Here is an 18,198-nt window from a genome sequence, read left to right on the forward strand (position 1 = left end):
CCCCTGACCAAAACACGCCAAAATAAAAGTAGTGACGCAGGTCAAGGGGTAGAACCGTTACACAGCCCCTAGCGGCTACGCGCCTGCGGGAGCCTTCTCCTCGTCCGCAAACTTCCCCAAAGCCAAGGCAAACTGCGTGACGAGGCCCATGATAAACGTCACCAACTTTGCGGTCTCCGTCGGCGTCGCGGTGGAAAACTGTAGACCAATAAGCCGCAGCAGATCCCCCACAGACCCATTCGCTGTGGATGACCCCTCCGGGGCTCGCTGCGGGTAGACCTGGGCCGGCCCCGTGAAATCGTCATCTGCGGTCGCCCCTTCAAGAGGGGAACCCTCACCCACGGTGACGAGGACATCCGTCGTGGCTGCTGATGCCGGTGCGGTGATTGCAGATGCAGCAACAACACCACACACCGCTAATGCTGACAGTCTCATGGAAGGATCCTCCTCACATCGAAGTGTTTTGCAATAGTGTACAGCCAGCCGATGAGCCCCGTGAGACTAAGCGCCCCAACAACAATCCCAAAAATCTCGACAGGCCGAAACTCCGCACCGGCAGGCTCCCTCACAAAAGACCCCGCACTCGTCCCATTTCTCGCGTCAATGCCCTGCTCACACGCCAAAAGCGCTTCGTGGTAGGAGGGGGCATCAAACCTCACTCTCGCCGCTTCCTCCCGCACTCGCTTGTCGACGCGCCTCGCTTCCTCCTGCAACGGTTCCGACGCGTCTGACGGCACGAGGAGAGAATCCTGGGAAAGCGCCGCTTCCAGCTCGGCGGCGAGCTCATCCGCCGATGTCCGTGCGGCCGCCTCCCGGGTGTAGGTGGCGCCAACGGCGGTATCCTCCACCACACCGAGAGGAATGTCTGTACTAGCTGCGGGGATACTCGAGAAAAGGAAGTCCAGTTCGGAGGCTTTGAAGCCGTCGGCGGTGAGGATGCGGGCCATGGTCGCTACGTCGTGGTCGAGGATTTTATCGGCTGCTTCTGATTGGCCGAACTTGTTGGCGTAGGCGATCCGGTGGTCGAGGGCGGTGATGTCCTCGGCGTGGTCGTGGTAGCGGTGGAGGAGGTTGGTGCGTAGCTCGGTGCGGGCCCGCTGTAGTTCGGTAAAGAACTCTTTGCCGGTGGGGGGTTCTGGGGTGATGGTGCACATCCAGGCTTGGGGTTGTCCGGCGAGTGGTTCGTTCGTGTCGGGGGTGAAGGTGACGGTGTAGTTGATGGGGAGCGTGGCCGCTAGCGTGAGGGCGATGAGCTTCATGTCTTTTACGCTACCGCGCGGGCCTGGGTGGGGTAGACCGTTAGTCGCACGGGGTGGTGTGGGGCGTGCGGTATCACTCATGGGGCGGGTGGCTACGTGGCGAATTGGTTTTGATGGGTCTAGAGTAATAGGTCATGCGACCAGAACTATCCGCATATGAGCATTTTTCTGCAGGTAAGGTGCGTGAAATCTACGAGGTAGATGACGAGACTCTCCTGCTTGTTACGAGTGACCGCATCTCGGCATACGACTACATCCTTGATTCGGAGATTCCCGATAAGGGTCGCGTGCTCACTGCGATGAGCAACTACTTTTTTGAGCACCTCGATTTTCCCAATCATCTGGCGGGCCCGATCGATGACGAGCGGATCCCCGAGGAGGTCCTCGGCCGCGCGATGGTGTGCCACAAGCTGAACATGTTGCCGTTCGAGTGCGTCGCCCGTGGTTACCTCACGGGCTCGGCACTAGTTGAGTATCAGGAAAAGGGTTCGGTTTGTGGGATTGAGCTTCCCGACGGCTTGAAGGAGGCGTCGCGTCTCCCGGAACCCATCTTCACCCCGGCCACGAAGGCCGACTACGGTGAGCACGACGAGAACGTCAGCTTCGAGGCGGTCGTCGAAAAGCTCGGTGAGAAGCTTGCCACCCAGCTCCGCGACGCTACCCTCGACCTCTACACCCAGGGTGCCGAGATTGCCATCGCCAAGGGTGTCATCGTCGCCGACACGAAGTTCGAGTTCGGCCTCGACGAGAACGGGACCCTCACGCTTGCCGACGAGGTCCTCACCCCCGATTCCTCCCGCTACTGGGACGCCGACACCTACGTCGAGGGCAAGGTTCAGCCCAGCTTTGACAAGCAGTACCTCCGCAACTGGCTCACCGGCCCCGACTCCGGCTGGGACCGCGCCTCCGGCGACAACCCGCCGAGCCTCCCCGGCTCCGTTGTCGAGGCGACCCGCGAGCGCTACATCGAAGCCTACGAGCGCATCACCGGCACCAAGTTCAAAGACTGGATCGGCCACTGCGCCTAAAAACCGCACCTCACACCCCCTGGAAACGGATTTACCTCCTGACCAGGGGGTTTTTCTAAATTTTGGAAAACCCCTGTTCAGGCGCTCTTTCCTCCCCGTGTAGAGTAAGAGGTCATGACAAAGCCATCCGCACCACGTGCCCCCAAAATTCCCACTATCCGCTCCTTCCACGGCCGCGAGTTTGTCGACGACTACGAGTGGATGCGGGACAAGGACAAGGCGCTGGAGTTCTTAAACGCCTCCAACACCCACGCAGAGGAATCGATGGCCCACCTGGGCACCCTTTCCCAGAATCTTTACGACGAGGTGTTGAGCCGCATCCACGAGACGGATATGTCGCTGCCGAGCAGGGGGCGGGGATACTGGTACTTCTTCCGCATCGAAAAGGGGGAGAACTACGGCAGAATCTGCAGGGTTCCCGCAGGCGAGGGCTGGATTCCTCCGCAGGTGCAGCGTGATTTCGCGCTTCCGGGAGAACAGGTTATCTTCGATTTGGAGAAGGAATCCGAAGGTCAGGAGTTCTTTTCTCTCGGTGCGGCGGCGGTGACCGATTCAGGCCGCTACCTCGCCTACTCCCTCGACGTGGAGGGCAACGAGCGTTACACGTTGCGCATCCGCGATTTGTCCACGGGTGAGGACCTCGACGATGTGTTGGAAAACATCTCCTCTGGGTGTACCTGGGTAGGGGAGGAGTACATCTTCTACGAGACGGTGGATGATGCGTGGCGGCCGGATTCCGTGTGGCGCCACCGGGTGGGGACCCCGCGCAGTGAGGATGTGCGTGTGTTCCATGAGCCGGATGAGAGGTTCTGGGTCGGCGTCGGCTTGAGTGTGTCGGATAAGTATCTGCTCATCGGGTGCTCGTCGAAGGTGACGAGTGAGTATTACTACTTGCCTGCCGACGATCCGGAGGGCGAGTTTCGTCTCATCCGGGAGCGGGAGGAGGGCGTTGATTACGACCTGACGCATGCCGTTGTCGGTGGGGAGGACATGTGGATCGTGACCCACAACAAGCTGAGCCCGAACTACTCGTGTGGCCTGTCGCCCGTCGGCAAGCCTCTTGATCTGGGGGAGGAGTTGATGGCCCACTCGGACGAGGCGCGGATCACGGGGGCTGCAGCCTACCGTGACTTTTTGCTTCTCGGCCGGATGGAAAATGGGTTGGCGAAGAGCTACGTCAAGCGCGGCGAGGGAGACTGGGAGCTTCTCCATATCGGTGATGAGGAGTTGTCCTCCACGTCGATTTCCGGTGGCAGTCTGTGGGAGGCACCGGTGTTCCGTGCCTACTACACCACGTACACAAACACGCCGGCGATCTACGCCGTCGACGTGAAAACTGACGAGAAGACCCTGCTCAAGCAGGAAAAGGTGCGTGGGGGGTACGACCCCAGCCAGTATGAATCGCGTCGCCTGTGGGTGCCCACCCCGGATGGCAAAAAGATTCCCGTGTCCATTGTGCAGCGCCGCGATCTCGACCCCGATGTTCCGCACCCGACCCATATGACGGGCTACGGCGCGTACGAGGTGAGTTCCGGCCCGGCGTTCAGTTCTGCGCGAGTGTCCCTGCTAGACCGGGGAATCCGCTTCGTGGAGGTGCATGTTCGCGGCGGCGGCGAGATGGGCCGCCTCTGGTACGACAACGGCAAGGGCCTGAACAAGAAGCACACGTTTGAGGATTTCATCACGGTGGCGGATTACCTGATTGACCATGGCTACACCACCCCCGCGATGTTGGGTGCTTCGGGGGGCAGTGCCGGCGGTCTCCTCATGGGCGCTGTGGCGAACATGGGCGGGGATCGGTTTAAGGCGATTCGTGCGGATGTGCCGTTTGTGGATCCGTTGACGTCGATGTTGAAGCCGGAGTTGCCACTGACGGTGACGGAGTGGGATGAGTGGGGCGACCCCTACCACGAGGCAGATGTGTACGACTACATGGCAAGTTACGCCCCGTATGAGAATGTTGAGGCGAAGCCGTACCCGAATATTTTGGCGACGACGTCCTTGAATGACACGCGTGTGTTGTATGTGGAGCCGGCGAAGTGGATTGCGAAGTTGCGGGAGGTGGCTACGGCGGGTGAGTTCCTGTTGCGCACGGAGATGGTCGCAGGTCACGGTGGGGTGTCGGGCCGCTACGACGCTATTCGACGCTCCCGTGAGGACGCCGCCTGGCTTGTCAATCAGATCACGGGCCTCACAAAATAACGTGCGCGCTAGCGCATGCGCTGCGCGCCGGAACAATCGGTGTGATACTGAGGAACGTGAGCGCAACCCTTTTGGTATCTATTTCCTCCGTCTTCACGGAGACCCGCACGCCGGCGGCGCAGTTCATGCGCGAGCTGGAGGCGTGGGGTGTTCCCGTCAGCCTCCTCATCGCCCCGCACATCGACGGCAACTGGCACCTGGCCAAGGACGCAGACACGCGGCGCTTTTTTGAGCGCAAAATCGCAGCTGGGGACGCTTTTGTTCTCAACGGGTTCGACCAGGCCGTCCAGGGTCGCCGCGCGGAGTTCGCCACCCTCCGCGCCCACGAGGCCCGCCTGCGCCTCACCGGTGCCGTCGCCCAGATGGAGCGCCTCGGCTTTTCGACGCCCATCTTCGCCCCACCTCGCTGGCGCCTCTCGGAGGGCACCCTCGCCGTCCTCCCCGAGCTCGGCTTCACCCGCGCACTGTCCACCAAAGGCATCCACATTCTGAACACAAACACCCTGGTCCAGGCACGAAACCTCTCCGTGGGGGAGGGGTATGGCGCCTCCCGCTGGTGGCGCTCCACCATCACCCGCTCCGTCGAGAGGACGGCGCGCCGGGGCGGCGTGATCCGGCTGAGTGTCTCGGCGCGGAACCTCGTGAAGACGAAGGTGGCCAAAGATGTCGCGGCGGCGGTGGCGGTGGCGCTAGAGTTGGGGGCAAAGCCAAGTACCTACGTGGAGGTGTAATGATGCTGTTCCCTCAGTATGCAGAGCATGTTGTGATGGTCTATTCGGACGATGAGTTTGAAGAACTCATCGAGGAGTTCACCCCGCGGGGGTTCTTCGCTGTGAAGGCGTCTGAGGATGCACACTTTTCGCTTCTCGACGGCTCCCCGTGCGCAATTCTGGACACAAAAGGTGAGCTCGCCGGGCGTTTCGATGATATCGATGAGGCGGCGGATGCGATTGATCCGCTGCTGCCGCTGTAAGAAACATCACACGGCGTTTTGTGGTTATGACCGGGCTGTCGGGCTAGCCTGGGTTACTGAGTGGGGTCGCTTATGGCCCCTCCTCTTTCACTCGGATCGTTTGGCACGTACCTGCCAATGAAAGTAAAGGAAACAGTAAGGTCATGGCTGAAGTTCGCTTCGTGAATGCGACACGTATCTACCCCGGTGCCACCACCCCCAGCGTGGACAGCATCAATCTGGACATCGCGGATGGGGAGTTCCTCGTCCTCGTCGGCCCGTCGGGCTGCGGCAAATCCACAACCCTGCGCATGCTTGCAGGCCTGGAGGATGTCAACTCCGGGCAGGTGTTCATCGGGGACCGGGATGTGACGAATGTGCCGCCGAAGGATCGCGATATTGCGATGGTGTTCCAGAACTACGCCCTGTACCCGCACATGACGGTGCGGGAGAACATGGGCTTCGCGCTGAAGATCGCCGGTGTGGATAAGGCGCAGATCAACGAGCGCGTGGAGGCCGCGGCGCGGACGCTGGATCTGACGGAGTTTTTGGATCGTAAGCCGAAGGCGCTGTCCGGCGGCCAGCGTCAGCGTGTGGCGATGGGGCGTGCGATTGTGCGCAAGCCGCAGGTGTTCCTCATGGATGAGCCACTGAGTAACTTGGATGCGAAGCTGCGTGTGCAAACCCGTACGCAGATCGCGTCGATGCAGCGCGAACTCGGCGTGACCACGCTGTATGTGACCCACGATCAGACGGAGGCGCTGACCATGGGTGACCGTATTGCCGTGCTGAATAAGGGTGTGCTGCAGCAGGTGGGCACGCCCCGCGACCTGTATGAGCACCCGCAAAACGAGTTCGTCGCGGGCTTCATTGGTTCCCCGGCGATGAACCTCGGCACGTTTAGGGTGGAGGGGCGCACGGCTCGCCTCGGCGAGGCGACGGTGGAGCTTCCCGACGCCGTTGTCGCGGCGCTCGACGGCCCGGATGTCGTCCTCGGCTTCCGCCCGGAGGCCCTGGACGTGGACCCGAACGGGCAGATCCCCGTGAAGGTGGACTTCGTCGAGGAGCTCGGCAGTGATTCCTACCTGTACGGGACACTCGTCGGCGGAGGAAACCTGTCCAGTGGCACCGACAGCAACCCCGATGCGTCGACAAGCAACAATATTGTCGTGCGCACCGCGCCCCACACGGCGCCGAAGCCCGGGGACACCGTGCGGCTGACGATCAGGCCGGGGATGCTGCACGCCTTCTCCGCGACGACGGGGAAGCGGATCGAGGAGTAGTCGAGATGCCGGAGAGGATGGATATCTCCGGCACTGCCCTGGCGCCGGCGCTGTTGCAACTGCCGTGGGAGCTGCCGTTGGAGCAGTGGCCGGAGAGGGTCATCACCACCCTACCCAGAGGAATTAGCCGCCATACAGTGCGTTTTGTCACACTCGGCGATGGGGAGGGGACGAGGGTCATCGCCGTGAAGGAGATTGGCGAGAAGGTTGCCCACCACGAGTACCACATGCTGCGGGAGCTCAACCGGATCGGCGCGCCATCGGTGCGACCCCTGGCTGTGATTACGGGTAGGCGCTCGACGGAAGGGGAGGAACTGACCGCGTGTCTGGTCACCGACCATTTATCGTTTTCCCTTCCCTACCGGGCAGTTTTCTCTCAAAAACTGCGACCAGAGGTGGCCGGGAAGCTCATTGATTCGCTCGCCGTCCTGCTCGTGCGCTTGCACCTCGTCGGGTTTTATTGGGGCGACGTCAGCCTGTCCAACACCCTGTTCCGCCGCGATGCCGACACTTTCAGTGGCTACCTCGTCGACGCGGAGACCGGGGAACTGCCGGGGTGCCTATCGGATACACGGAGGATGTACGATGTCGACGTGGCGCGCGTCAACATCATCGGCGAGCTCATGGATCTCGAGGCCGGGGGCCTCATGGATGAGTCGATGGATCCCATCGACATCGGTGGCCGAATAACCCAGCGCTACGGGCAGCTGTGGGACGAGCTGACCGGAGAGGAGGCGATCGCTGCGGACGAGACGTGGCGGGTGAGCGACCGTATCCGCCGGCTCAATGAGCTGGGGTTCGATGTGGGTGAGCTGAAGGTGGAAAAGGACGATTCGGGTCAGACGGTGACGATTCGCCCACGGGTGGTGGACTCCGGCCACCACAACCGGGCACTTATGCGCCTGACCGGGCTCGATGTTCAGGAAAAGCAGGCGCAGCGGATGCTCAACTCGATCCATACCTACCGGGCGCTCGAGCTCCCCGAGCTCCCCCTCGAACAGGTTGCGCACACGTGGCTTCTCGACGTCTTCCTCCCGACCGTTCGCTCGGTCCCACCGGAGCTGGCGAAGAAGCTGGAGCCCGCACAGATCTTCCACGAGGTGATGGAACACCGGTGGTACATGGCCGAGGAACGGGGTGGGGACGTGTCGCTTGCGGAGGCGACGGAGTCCTATATCCAATCGATTCTTCCCGAGCACCGCGACGAGGAGACGCTTCTGGGGTGAACCTCCCCTAAAAGTGGGAATGTAACCTAAATCTCATGTACCAAAAAGGTGTGTCTTTTCCCACCGTAGGGCCGTTTTTGGTCGAAACCGGGCTCTTAAAGGTCAGATATTTGCCTTTTTAACGGTACTTCGCCTGTACGCTAGCTGTGATAGAGGTTTGAAAGACCAACCAAGAATCTGAAAGGTTATAACGTGAAAAAGATGACACGTTTCGCCGCAGTGGTGACCGCTGCAGCAGTCGCAGCCGCAGGTTTGGCGGGGTGCTCGGACTCGAGTAGCTCGGCGGACGGCCCCAGCGTTTACTTCATGAACGCCAAGCCTGAGCAGGACGCGGCGTACCAGGAGATCGCCAAGAAGTACACCGAGGAGACCGGCGTAGAGGTCAAGGTTGTCACCGCCGCCTCCGGCACGTACGAGCAGACGATGAAGGCGGAGGTGGGCAAGAAGGATGCGCCCACGCTCTTCCAGATCAACGGGCCCGCCGGGCAGCTGCGCTGGGAGTCCTACATGGCGGATCTCTCGGACGCGGAGTTCGCCAAGCAGCTCAACGAAGATACCCCGCCGCTGAAAAACGACCAGGGCCAGATCATCGGCGTTCCGTTCGCCGTCGAGGGCTACGGCATCATCGTCAACGAGGAGATCTTTGATAAATACTTCGCCCTCCCCGGCGCCACGGCCACCTCGCTGAAGGAGATCAACTCCTTTGACAAGCTGAAGGAGGTTTCCGACGATATGCAGGCCCGCAAGGCGGACCTCGGCATCGATGGCGCCTTCGCGGCCGCCTCTCTCTCCTCCGGCGAGGAGTGGCGTTACCAGACGCACCTCCTCAACACCCCGATGGACCAGGAGTTCAAGGATGCCGGCGTGACGGACATGGACAACATGCAGTTCACGTACAACAAGGAGTTCAAGAACCTCTTTGACCTGTACCTCGAGGATTCCACCGTCGCCCCGTCGCTCACCCCATCCAAAGCCGTGAGCGACTCCATGGCCGACTTCGCGCTCGGCAAGGCCGCCATGGTGCAAAACGGCAACTGGGCCTGGAGCCAGATTTCCGATGTTGACGGCAACGTGGTGAAGGAAGACAAGATCAAGTTCATCCCGATGTACATGGGGCTTCCCGACGAATCAAGCCGCGGCATCTCCGTGGGCACGGAAAGCTACCTTGCCGTTAACTCCAAGGCGAGCGAGGAAGACCAGAAGGCCTCCATCGACTTTGCTAACTGGCTCTACGCCGGCGACGGCATGCAGTATGTTGTCGATGACCTCGGCTTCATCGCCCCGTTCAAGGGCTTCAAGGATCTCGGCACCCCGGACGACCCGCTGGGCAAGCAGGTCGCTAAGGCGATCCAGGATTCCTCACTGAAGACGTACCCCTGGACGTTCCAATACATGCCGTCTCAGCAGTTCAAGGACGACTTTGGCGCTGATCTAGCCCAGTACGCCGCCGGCAACCTGGAGTGGGACGAAGTGGTCAAGGCGTTCCAGGAAAACTGGGCCGCCGAAAAAGAAGCAAACTGGAAGAAGTAACTAGACGCTGTAGTCCCCACCCCCGTGGTGGGGACTTCGGTCAAGGTGGCACACGCTCATGCAAACTAGCCTGAAAAAGTATTTCCCCATCTTTGTTCTGCCCACGCTGCTCGCGTTCCTCATCGCGTTCCTCGTCCCCTTCGTCATCGGCTTCTTCCTGTCGTTTGCGGACTTCACCACGATCACCGACGCGACGTTTGTTGGCATCGACAACTACAAGCAGGCGTTCACCGCCCGCGAAGGGTTCATTGACTCGTTCGTCTTCACCGTGCTGGTGGTCATCGTCTCCATCATCACCGTGAACATTGCGGCGTTCGCCATCGCCTGGACGCTGACCCGCAAGCTCAAGGGAACGAACTTCTTCCGCACGGTGTTCTTCATGCCGAACCTCATCGGCGGCATCGTCCTCGGCTACACGTGGCAATCGATGATCAATGCCGTGCTGGCCAAGTACGGGACCACGATTGTTGCCGATTGGAAGTACGGGTACCTGGGCCTCATCATGCTCATCAACTGGCAGCTCGTGGGCTACATGATGATCATTTACATCGCTGGGCTGCAAAACGTTCCACCGGAGCTCATCGAGGCCGCAGAGATCGACGGCGCCGGCCGCGGGGAAATCCTGCGGCACGTGACCATCCCCATGGTCATGCCGTCGATCACCATCTGCCTGTTCCTCACCCTGTCCAACACGTTCAAACTGTTCGACCAGAACTTGGCTCTCACCAACGGCGCGCCACGAAGTCAAACAGAAATGGTCGCGCTAAACATCGTGAACACGATGTTCAACCGCGTCGGTTCTGAGGGAGTTGGCCAGGCCAAGGCCGTAATCTTCGTGGTGGTGGTTGTTGTCATCGCCATGTTCCAACTCCGCGCCACGCGTTCCCGGGAGGTTGAAGCGTAATGTCGACGAAAACAGTGACCAACAAGCCGTCGAAAAGCGACGAAGCAAAGGTCGGGACAGGAGCAAAAGTGGCCCTGTACACGGTCCTCGTCTTCCTGACCGTCGTGTTCCTCGGGCCGATCTTCTTCATCATCCTCAACTCCTTCAAGAACAAGCTCGCCATTGCCGACAGCCCCTTCGCACTGCCGCTGGATGAGATGTGGGTCGGGCTGGAAAACTACGCCGTCGGCCTCATGAAGGAGGGATTCCTGTGGGCGATCCTCTGGTCGTTCGTCATCACCATCCTCTCGGTGGCGGCAATCGTCTTCTTCTCGGCCCTCACCGCCTACTACATCACCCGCGTGAAAACGTGGTGGACCTCGGCGCTGTACTACCTGTTCGTGTTCAGCATGGTTATCCCCTTCCAGATGGTCATGTTCCCCACGGTCAAGATCGCAGACATGCTGCACCTCAACAATCCCATCGGGATCGTCGTGCTCTACCTGGGCTTCGGCTCCGGCCTGTCGGTGTTCATGTTCGCAGGGTTTGTGAAATCCATCCCCCTCGACATCGAGGAAGCCGCCATGATCGACGGCTGCAGCCCCCTGGAAAACTACTTCCGCGTGGTGCTGCCCATGCTCAAGCCCACGGCTGTCACCGTGGCCATCTTGAACGCCATGTGGGTATGGAACGATTACCTCCTGCCCTACCTTGTCATTGGCCTATCCACCAAGTACAAGACCATCCCCGTGGTGGTGCAATCCTTCGTGGGCTCCAATGGTAACCGCGACATGGGCGCCATGATGGCCATGCTCGTCCTCGCCATCATCCCCATCGTCATCTTCTACGTCGCCACGCAGAAGCACATCATCGAAGGTGTCGCCGCCGGCGCGGTGAAGGGCTAAATGTTCTCACCCGATTCCAGGTTCTACGCCGCGTTTTCCCTCGCAGCGGACCTGGTCATCGTCAATTTCTGCATGGTGATTGCGTCACTCCCGATCATCACCGCAGGAGCCGCGACGAAGGCCGGGGCCTACGTCACACGGCAACTCGCCCGCGACGAGGGTTCCCGGCCGTTTGCCACGTTTTGGAAGGCATTTCGTGCATCCTTCCTCCCCCCCACGGGCTACTTTGTGGGTTCTACCTGCATCGCAGTGCTAGGAATCTACGAGATTTACGTCATCCGTGGGGCGGGCGAGGGCCTCATCAGTCCCATGGCGGCCCTCGTTTTGGAGTCGGGCATCTGGTCGGGGCTTATTATCCTCACCATCATCACGGTGCGGTTTTATCCCAAGTGCAGCCTCAAAGGTGCGGTATTGGATGCGATGCGTGACTTGCCGCGGACCCTCCTTGCAGCCCTGGGGTTGGCGGCCCTGCCCATTGTCGCCCTCACTACCTCCGTGGGACTTGGGACGATCATTACGTACGTGGTGCTCGTCGGCCTGGCGCTGCCGTGGTACGTTGCCGGTTTGATTCTAAAATAGAGAAAACCGCTAAGGGAGGATTTCTTGTTTTGGGGGCCTGGTCTAGAAGGGGAGTCCCTGCAAGGCGGGGACTGCCTGCTTGATCGCCGGCCACGCGAGGGCTGCAAGAATCACCGCAACAATTGGGACAACGACTGACGGGATTATAACCCCGAGTTTGCCATTCCGGCACTCCGCGAAAGCCTGGTTCTCCAATTCGCGGGCTTTTTGGTACGGGTAGGAGCGGAAAGCGGTTTGCCTCACCGCGATTTGCACTTCCTAGCTGACCCCGGGAATGTAGAAGGGATCATCGTCAAATGCGTTGCGAGCGTTGTATTGCTCAGGCTTGTAAACGGTTGGTTCTGAAACGGCAGCAAGTTGGAAGCCTGTAGCCAATGCTGTAATAGACTCTTGGTTTTTTGTGTTTGACATCCCGCGCACATCAGCGAGTTTGCGCCCCATGTCCTTGTAGCCCGACATGATGTTTCTCTGGGCATTCCTGCTGTAATTGACTGTACAGTTACCTGAAACGATGTCGTAGCTTGTGGTGAAATCGCTGGCGGTTGCTGCTGCCGTTGCCTGGGGAGCCATCATGGTGGATAGGGCAATTGCTGTCGCGGTAGCAAGAACGGGCAGTGATGGTTTTGTTTTCACAGTGCGTGACCTTTTAGTTTTTGGACCTTCAGCAAAGTCCAGAGGGGTGTGAGCCGACCGTGGTATCACCATCGATCATTGTGCTGAACCTCGCTCATCCTCTTCCTATATCGAACCATAACCTGCTAAATGATTAAAAGAAGGCGGTGAGGAAACTGTTAGGGGGGAGCGCTGCGATAGCTGAACGGGAGGGTGAATAAAAATGGCGGTGACCGTGCAGGTCACCGCCGGTTTCGTGTTTTTCCTATGCCAGCTCGTTGGAGGCCTTGATAAAGTCCTCTAGCTTCTGGAGGGCCTTGCCAGAATCGATGAGCTCAGCGGCGAGGGCGATGCCGTCGGCAAGCGTTTCGGTCTTGTCGCCCGTGAAGAGGGCGGCACCAGCGTTCATGAGGACAGCGGTGCGGTGGGGGCCGCGATCCTTACCGGCAAGAACATCGCGGGTGATCTCGGCATTCTCCTGCGGATCGCCACCGACGAGATCCTTCTTCTCGCAGCGCTCAAGACCGAAGTCCTCGGGCTTGATCACGGAGGTGCGGAAGTAGCCGTCGCGGATTTCGCAGATTGTCGACGGGGCGGACGCGGAAATCTCGTCCATGACGTCCTGGCCGAACACGACGAGGCCACGGCGTACACCCTGGTGGGAGAGGACCTTGGCCAGTGGCTCAACGAGGTACTCCGAGTACACGCCGAGAACGAAGCGTTCGGGCTTGGCCGGGCTCGTCAGGGGTCCGAGGATGTTGAAAACGGTGCGGAAGCCGAGCTCCTTGCGCAGGCCGGCAACGTGCTTCATGGACTGGTGGTACTGCTGGGCGTACAGGAAGGCGATGTTGACTTCCTTGAGAAGCTTGTTGACGAGCTCCGGGTCCTGGTGGATGTTCACGCCGAGGGCCTGCAACACGTCGGAGGCGCCGGACCTACTCGTCGCCGCGGCGTTGCCGTGCTTGCACACTGTCACGCCGCCGGCAGCGGCGACCATCGCGGAGGTGGTGGAAATGTTGAAGGTATGGGCATTGTCGCCACCCGTGCCGACAATCTCCAGCACCTCGATGCCGGGGTGCTCCACTTGCGTTGCGTGGTTGCGCATAGCCTCGGCGGAGCCCATGATCTCGTCGATGGTCTCCGCATTGGAAGACTTCGTGGACAGCGCTGCAAGGTAGGCGGCGTTCTGGGTAGGGGTGGACTCCCCACTCATGATCTCATCCATGACGGCATACGCCTCGTCATAGGTGAGGTCTTCCTTAATTACCAGTTTTTTAAGAGCTTCGCTGATCACGGGGCACTTCCTTTGCGTGGGGTATTTTGTAGCCCTCATTCTACGGTCGGGTAGCCCCTGTATACCGGCCTTTTGGTCCAGCGGGGGTGGAAGCGGAGGTAATTATGGGAACAGGAGTGCGAAAATTAGCTGGTTGGTGCCAGCGGCACCCGCAGAAGCTGCTTAGTCGCGCTCAGCACCTGCTCAGTGGGCATTTCTCCCACGTACATGTGGCGACGTTCCTCGTGATACGCCGTCGCCAGCGTGTACTGCAACGAAATGAACTGGTTGTCCACAAATAAGGAGAGGAGCTCTGCGGGGATGTCAGTGCGTACCTCACCGCATTCCTGCCCTCGCTCGAGCATTGCCAGGTACTGTTTCAGTGTATATCGCTCCAGCTCAGCTGCAGTTTCCTTGGCAAAGGCGCGATCGCCGAGCGCGGTCATTGCTTGGTACGTCTGGACTGCTTCCCGCTCACTTGCGCTCGTATTTCCGATGACATCCACAAGCTTGCCGACGATCTCCAGCACCCCGCATCCGATTTCAAAACCGGGGGTAGTCTTCGTCTCGATGATCTCCGCCCCTTTCTCGCCACGTAGAGGAATAGGTCCGCCTTTGTGGGGAAATACTTGAAAAGTACGCCGACGGAAATATCGGCCTCCTTGGCAATTCGGTTCGTGTTGGCCTGCTCGTAGCCGTGCCGCGCAAATTCCGTTGTCGCCGCAGTCGTGATGTGCTCACGCTTATCTGCGGGAAGGTTGCAGAATCTGGCCGTCACTGTTGCCGACGCTATAATGCTCCTTGACTCGTGCCCGCGCCCGACGGACACTGCGCATCATCCATTAGTTGTATCCCCTCGGTAGCAGTCCAACAGTTTGTCGACACCGAAAAATCTCCAAAACCCACACACTCCGTGCACGTCAACCCACAAAAACGTGTCAAAACCCTGTGGGTAATGGGGAGTAACGCCACAAGTTCCACACGAGTTTGCCCGGAACCCGCTTTCCCGCTTCCCTCCCGCCCGCAGCCGTGCGTATATTCACTACATGCTTGAGTCAGTAGAGTTGACCGGCCCCACACAGTCGGTCCTTTTTTGGGCTGCGCTCGTCGTGCCGGCTCTCTTCCTCCTCACCCGGCAGAAGTGCCGCCTGACCATGGCATCCGTTCTCATTATTGGGATTGTCGTTGCCGTTGCTTGGGCTCTCCACGCGCCCCCGGCGCTCGCCGTTGGCGGCGGGCTTCTGCTGCTTCTCCTTTCTGCTTGCCGGCGCCCCGTGCACGCCCTCTTCGTCGCCGTCGCCGTCGTCGGCTCGATCGGCATCATCAACACCCAGTTCCAAATGGTCCCCACCGTTGGCGCGATCACCAACTGGGTGGATTACGTCCCCTACAGAGACCTCGCCAGCGTCCGTCCCGGCCAGAGCGTCCGCACGAGTCTCGTCCTCGGCCGTGGCCGCCCCGCCGAGGTTTACCTCCCACCCGCCTATTTCGAAGGCAAACGCCCGCCCGTCCTCGTCCTCATGCACGGCAATCCCGGCTCACCCTCCATGTGGATGGACGAGGGCCAGGCACCACAGCTTTTCGACGAGTTCCAGGCCGCCCATTCCGGCATGGCCCCCGTCGTCGTCTCCGTCGACGCCACCGGCTCCTTTACTGGTAACCCCCTCTGCGTCGGCTGGGCCCACGACTACATTTCCGACGAATTACCCCAGGCCATCACCCAATTCTTCCGGGTGGATGAGGACCGCAGCCACTGGGTCCTCGGCGGCCTCAGCTACGGAGGCACATGCGCCCTCCAGATCGCAACGACCGCTCCCGACGCCTACGGCGGCTACATCGATATGTCGGGCCAACGCGAGCCTCTCGCAGGAACGAAGCAAGAAACCGTCGATAAGTACTTCGGCGGTGACCCCCAAACCTACCGAGAGAATAACCCCCGTGACCTGCTTGGCGACACCAGAAAATACGTCGGCATCCCCGTCCGCTTCATCGTCGGCGAAGACGACCGGGACTACCGCCCCGGCATCGAGGAGCTGTACGGCTTGGCACAGCAAGCGGGCATGAACGCTACGCTCACCGTCCTGCCCGGGGGCCACGATTTCCGCGTCTGGCGGGAAGGCCTCATCGATTCCCTGGATTTCATCGCCACAATCGGAGGCATCGACCATGCGTAGAGTACGTTTCGTTGTCACAAGCCTTGCCCACGCAGCCAGCGGTGCCCCGGTCACCTGGACACTCGTCGCGCTGGGTTGGATCCTGTTTGCCGTTTGTTCGCGCACGGATTCATTGAGCTCGCTGAGCCTGGGCGACCCGATGAACGTCACAGACATCCTCACCTCGGGCCTCACCTTTGCGACGCTCCCCGCCGGCATCGTCGCCACCGCTCTCGCGTTGACCGGCGCCACCTACACGGAGAGGAAAGTGGGCTCTAGCTGGTATGTCGCTGTAATTTTGCTCATCCAGGTGGTGGGTGGGGTGGCGGGTGCCTTCATCGCGTGGGCTGTCGTGAACCCGCTGACCCCGTGGGGCATGGAGCTGCGTGGCCAGGAACTCCTCAGCCCGCTCATGTGGATCGTCGGCGCCTCAGCGATGGGATCGGCCCGCTTTCCCGTGTTGTGGCGCCGCCGTGTGCGCATGCTCATTGTCGCCCCGGTGATCACGGTTGTCCTGTACTCCGGCACCTTCACTCAACTGTGTGTTGCCGTTGCCACGTTTGTTGGGCTTGGCCTGGGGATTCTGCTCTGGAATCGGCCACTTCGCCTTTCTCGCCCCTCGTGCTCGCTCTCGGAGGCGCGCGTCCTCGTCGCCCTCATGGTTGCCGGTATCGGATTGGGGCCACTTATCGCAGCGCTCAGCCCGTATTCTGCGGGGCTTCTGTCGGGGCTTGGCAAGCTGGCAGATCTCGCCGAGGCGTACGCGCAGTGCGAATCGGTGGAGGGCTGTGTCTCCGAGGAGTCCGTCAACAACGCAGCCATGGCAGTTTTGCCGGCAATCATCGTGGTCATCCTCGTTTTCGGGTTATTCCGTGGCCGCCGCCTCGCGTGGTGGGGTACCGTCCTCACGTTTCTGTTTACCCTCCCCATCGTCGTCATGGAGGCAAGCTTTTTCCACGCATTGCCGCAGGACCCGGCGTGGTTCTTCTCGGTGAGTGTGACGTCGGTTGCCGTTCCCTGGATCCTCGGCCTCGTCGTCCTCTTCGCCACCGCGCGCCTGTTCCGTGTCAAGGGTGGTGAGTTACTCTTCGCTCGCATCGTGCTTTTCGACGCCATCGTGGCTGGTCTCCTCTGGTTTCTTGCGGGTGGGGTGGGGGGTTGGCCGTCCCTCCCCCTCGTCTTCCTCCCGCCGATGCTCCGCGAGATCATCTTGGGGACGGCCCCGTCGTGGCGGTTTGTGCTTGCGTCCTCGGTGTTTTGGATTATTTTCGCCGTCGGCCTGTGGTGGGTGTTGCGCTGTCCGCCGCGTCGGGAAGGTGATGATGATCGGGCCCGTGCGCTGGCGTTTTTGGATGCGGGCCTCGGCGATCACTTGTCGCATATGACGTTGTGGCCGGGTAATCAGTTCTTTTTCACGGATTCTGGCTACGTTGCGTACCAGGTGCACAATCTGGTTGCGGTGACTGTTGGTAGTCCGGTTTCGTCCAATCCGCCGCAGCTTGCCGACGAGTTTGAGGACTATTGTCGCAGCCAGGGCCTCAAATGTGCCTGGTACTCGGTGCCCACTGCCTTCGCCGAAACTCGCCCCGGCGCCCGTGTCCAGGTTGCCGAGGAATCGATCATTGATGTGTCGGACGTATCTTTCCGAGGCAAGAAGTTCCAGGATGTCAGAACTGCGACAAACCGCGCGGTCAAGGAGCATATCCGCTCCGTGTGGGGGAGGTGGGACGATTTCGATCCGCTGACCCACCAGCGCATCCGCGCCCTCTCGGAGGAGTGGGTGTCGGAGAAGTCGCTGCCGGAGATGGGTTTCACCCTCGGTGGGGTGGAGACCCTCGCCGATCCTCGTGTCCGGCTTATGGTGGCGCTTGACGACGCGGGCCGGGTCCACGGTGTGACCAGTTGGCTGCCGGCTCCCGGTGGCTGGGTTTTGGACCTCATGCGCCGGGATACGGAGGGTTTCCGCCCGGTGGTGGAGTTCCTCATCGCCGAGACCGCCCGCCGCGCCCATGCGGATGGCCTGTCCTGGATTAGTTTGTCGGGTGCCCCGTTGGCGCATTCGGCACCGGGGGAGTCGTCGGCGGTGGATAGTTTGTTGGATCGGCTGGGTGCCCTGTTGGAGCCTTGGTACGGTTTTCGTTCTCTAGCTGCGTTTAAGCGTAAATTCCAGCCGTCACATGAGAAGTGGTGGTTGTGTTATGGGGAGGTGGCGGACTTGCCGGCGGTGGGTCTTGCGGTGACGAATTGTTATGTGGATGTGCGGGATGTGGCGCGGGTGGCGTTGCGTCGTCGATAGGTGTCGGTAGGTGGTTG

Annotated in this window: 18 protein-coding genes; 12 read left to right on the forward strand and 6 right to left on the reverse strand. The window is 60.5% G+C overall.

What is annotated here, in order from left to right; all coding sequences use genetic code 11:
* Positions 1–75: 75 nt before the first annotated feature.
* Both HMPREF3044_RS11185 and HMPREF3044_RS11190 read right to left on the reverse strand, forming a co-directional pair.
* Positions 76–435, reverse strand: coding sequence for a hypothetical protein (locus HMPREF3044_RS11185; RefSeq protein ID WP_070741742.1), 360 nt, complete (start codon positions 433–435; stop codon positions 76–78).
* Positions 432–1,259, reverse strand: coding sequence for a hypothetical protein (locus tag HMPREF3044_RS11190; protein ID WP_070741745.1), 828 nt, complete (start codon positions 1,257–1,259; stop codon positions 432–434). The genes HMPREF3044_RS11185 and HMPREF3044_RS11190 overlap by 4 nt, the downstream gene beginning before the upstream one ends.
* 134 nt (positions 1,260–1,393) lie before the next feature.
* Between HMPREF3044_RS11190 and HMPREF3044_RS11195 the strand changes: the two genes are divergently transcribed.
* From HMPREF3044_RS11195 to HMPREF3044_RS11240, 10 genes are all read left to right on the forward strand, one after another.
* The gene (locus HMPREF3044_RS11195; protein ID WP_005393750.1) at positions 1,394–2,287 is read left to right on the forward strand and encodes a phosphoribosylaminoimidazolesuccinocarboxamide synthase; all 894 of its coding nucleotides are present in this window, start codon (positions 1,394–1,396) and stop codon (positions 2,285–2,287) included.
* 114 nt (positions 2,288–2,401) lie between these two features.
* Complete coding sequence (locus tag HMPREF3044_RS11200; protein ID WP_070741749.1) at positions 2,402–4,489, forward strand: S9 family peptidase; 2,088 nt, start codon at positions 2,402–2,404, stop codon at positions 4,487–4,489.
* A gap of 56 nt (positions 4,490–4,545) precedes the next feature.
* A complete protein-coding gene (locus HMPREF3044_RS11205) occupies positions 4,546–5,220 on the forward strand; it encodes a DUF2334 domain-containing protein (RefSeq protein ID WP_070741752.1) in 675 nt (224 codons plus the stop codon).
* Entirely contained in the window at positions 5,220–5,462 is a 243-nt protein-coding gene (locus HMPREF3044_RS11210; protein ID WP_005393757.1) for a hypothetical protein, read from the forward strand. The genes HMPREF3044_RS11205 and HMPREF3044_RS11210 overlap by 1 nt, the downstream gene beginning before the upstream one ends.
* 143 nt (positions 5,463–5,605) lie before the next feature.
* Positions 5,606–6,724 carry an ABC transporter ATP-binding protein gene (locus HMPREF3044_RS11215; protein WP_070741753.1) on the forward strand — a complete coding sequence of 373 codons (1,119 nt, stop codon included), beginning with the start codon at positions 5,606–5,608 and terminating at the stop codon, positions 6,722–6,724.
* A gap of 5 nt (positions 6,725–6,729) precedes the next feature.
* Entirely contained in the window at positions 6,730–7,950 is a 1,221-nt protein-coding gene (locus HMPREF3044_RS11220) for a DUF4032 domain-containing protein (RefSeq protein WP_070741754.1), read from the forward strand.
* Between the two features lie 192 nt (positions 7,951–8,142).
* Complete coding sequence (locus tag HMPREF3044_RS11225; RefSeq protein WP_210400557.1) at positions 8,143–9,480, forward strand: ABC transporter substrate-binding protein; 1,338 nt, start codon at positions 8,143–8,145, stop codon at positions 9,478–9,480.
* Between the two features lie 58 nt (positions 9,481–9,538).
* Positions 9,539–10,384 (forward strand): carbohydrate ABC transporter permease, encoded by an 846-nt coding sequence (locus HMPREF3044_RS11230; protein ID WP_005388804.1) that lies wholly within the window; start codon positions 9,539–9,541, stop codon positions 10,382–10,384.
* On the forward strand, positions 10,384–11,268 hold the full coding sequence (locus HMPREF3044_RS11235; protein WP_070741757.1) for a carbohydrate ABC transporter permease: 885 nt from the start codon (positions 10,384–10,386) through the stop codon (positions 11,266–11,268). The genes HMPREF3044_RS11230 and HMPREF3044_RS11235 overlap by 1 nt, the downstream gene beginning before the upstream one ends.
* Entirely contained in the window at positions 11,269–11,847 is a 579-nt protein-coding gene (locus HMPREF3044_RS11240; protein ID WP_070741760.1) for a MusI family membrane protein, read from the forward strand.
* Positions 11,848–12,105: 258 nt separating this feature from the next.
* Here the strand turns inward: HMPREF3044_RS11240 and HMPREF3044_RS13480 are convergent, their stop codons facing one another.
* The 4 genes from HMPREF3044_RS13480 to HMPREF3044_RS13490 all read right to left on the reverse strand — a co-directional run bounded on the left by HMPREF3044_RS13480 (position 12,106) and on the right by HMPREF3044_RS13490 (position 14,561).
* Positions 12,106–12,480 (reverse strand): hypothetical protein, encoded by a 375-nt coding sequence (locus tag HMPREF3044_RS13480; protein WP_246821058.1) that lies wholly within the window; start codon positions 12,478–12,480, stop codon positions 12,106–12,108.
* Between the two features lie 244 nt (positions 12,481–12,724).
* The gene (gene trpD / locus HMPREF3044_RS11250; RefSeq protein WP_070741763.1) at positions 12,725–13,753 is read right to left on the reverse strand and encodes an anthranilate phosphoribosyltransferase; all 1,029 of its coding nucleotides are present in this window, start codon (positions 13,751–13,753) and stop codon (positions 12,725–12,727) included.
* Between the two features lie 125 nt (positions 13,754–13,878).
* On the reverse strand, positions 13,879–14,262 hold the full coding sequence (locus tag HMPREF3044_RS13485; protein ID WP_070741766.1) for a hypothetical protein: 384 nt from the start codon (positions 14,260–14,262) through the stop codon (positions 13,879–13,881).
* Positions 14,175–14,561, reverse strand: a complete 387-nt coding sequence (locus tag HMPREF3044_RS13490; RefSeq protein ID WP_371326123.1) for a TetR/AcrR family transcriptional regulator — start codon at positions 14,559–14,561, stop codon at positions 14,175–14,177. The genes HMPREF3044_RS13485 and HMPREF3044_RS13490 overlap by 88 nt, the downstream gene beginning before the upstream one ends.
* A gap of 217 nt (positions 14,562–14,778) precedes the next feature.
* Between HMPREF3044_RS13490 and HMPREF3044_RS11260 the strand changes: the two genes are divergently transcribed.
* Together HMPREF3044_RS11260 and HMPREF3044_RS11265 are read left to right on the forward strand one after the other, a co-directional pair.
* Entirely contained in the window at positions 14,779–15,906 is a 1,128-nt protein-coding gene (locus HMPREF3044_RS11260; RefSeq protein WP_070741769.1) for an alpha/beta hydrolase, read from the forward strand.
* Positions 15,899–18,181 carry a bifunctional lysylphosphatidylglycerol flippase/synthetase MprF gene (locus HMPREF3044_RS11265; RefSeq protein ID WP_070741772.1) on the forward strand — a complete coding sequence of 761 codons (2,283 nt, stop codon included), beginning with the start codon at positions 15,899–15,901 and terminating at the stop codon, positions 18,179–18,181. Before HMPREF3044_RS11260 ends, HMPREF3044_RS11265 begins: the two co-directional genes overlap by 8 nt.
* Positions 18,182–18,198 lie beyond the last annotated feature (17 nt).

Origin of the sequence: Corynebacterium sp. HMSC073D01 (assembly GCF_001815555.1) — a bacterium.
Lineage (GTDB): Bacteria > Actinomycetota > Actinomycetes > Mycobacteriales > Mycobacteriaceae > Corynebacterium > Corynebacterium glucuronolyticum.

Bases quoted from the DNA above. Each gene is read 5' to 3' on its own strand.
- HMPREF3044_RS11185 (WP_070741742.1), bottom strand. From the start codon at position 435: ATGAGACTGTCAGCATTAGCGGTGTGTGGTGTTGTTGCTGCATCTGCA.
- HMPREF3044_RS11190 (WP_070741745.1), bottom strand. From the start codon at position 1,259: ATGAAGCTCATCGCCCTCACGCTAGCGGCCACGCTCCCCATCAACTAC.
- HMPREF3044_RS11195 (WP_005393750.1), top strand. From the start codon at position 1,394: ATGCGACCAGAACTATCCGCATATGAGCATTTTTCTGCAGGTAAGGTG.
- HMPREF3044_RS11200 (WP_070741749.1), top strand. From the start codon at position 2,402: ATGACAAAGCCATCCGCACCACGTGCCCCCAAAATTCCCACTATCCGC.
- HMPREF3044_RS11210 (WP_005393757.1), top strand. From the start codon at position 5,220: ATGATGCTGTTCCCTCAGTATGCAGAGCATGTTGTGATGGTCTATTCG.
- HMPREF3044_RS11215 (WP_070741753.1), top strand. From the start codon at position 5,606: ATGGCTGAAGTTCGCTTCGTGAATGCGACACGTATCTACCCCGGTGCC.
- HMPREF3044_RS11220 (WP_070741754.1), top strand. From the start codon at position 6,730: ATGCCGGAGAGGATGGATATCTCCGGCACTGCCCTGGCGCCGGCGCTG.
- HMPREF3044_RS11230 (WP_005388804.1), top strand. From the start codon at position 9,539: ATGCAAACTAGCCTGAAAAAGTATTTCCCCATCTTTGTTCTGCCCACG.
- HMPREF3044_RS11235 (WP_070741757.1), top strand. From the start codon at position 10,384: ATGTCGACGAAAACAGTGACCAACAAGCCGTCGAAAAGCGACGAAGCA.
- HMPREF3044_RS11240 (WP_070741760.1), top strand. From the start codon at position 11,269: ATGTTCTCACCCGATTCCAGGTTCTACGCCGCGTTTTCCCTCGCAGCG.
- HMPREF3044_RS11260 (WP_070741769.1), top strand. From the start codon at position 14,779: ATGCTTGAGTCAGTAGAGTTGACCGGCCCCACACAGTCGGTCCTTTTT.
- HMPREF3044_RS11265 (WP_070741772.1), top strand. From the start codon at position 15,899: ATGCGTAGAGTACGTTTCGTTGTCACAAGCCTTGCCCACGCAGCCAGC.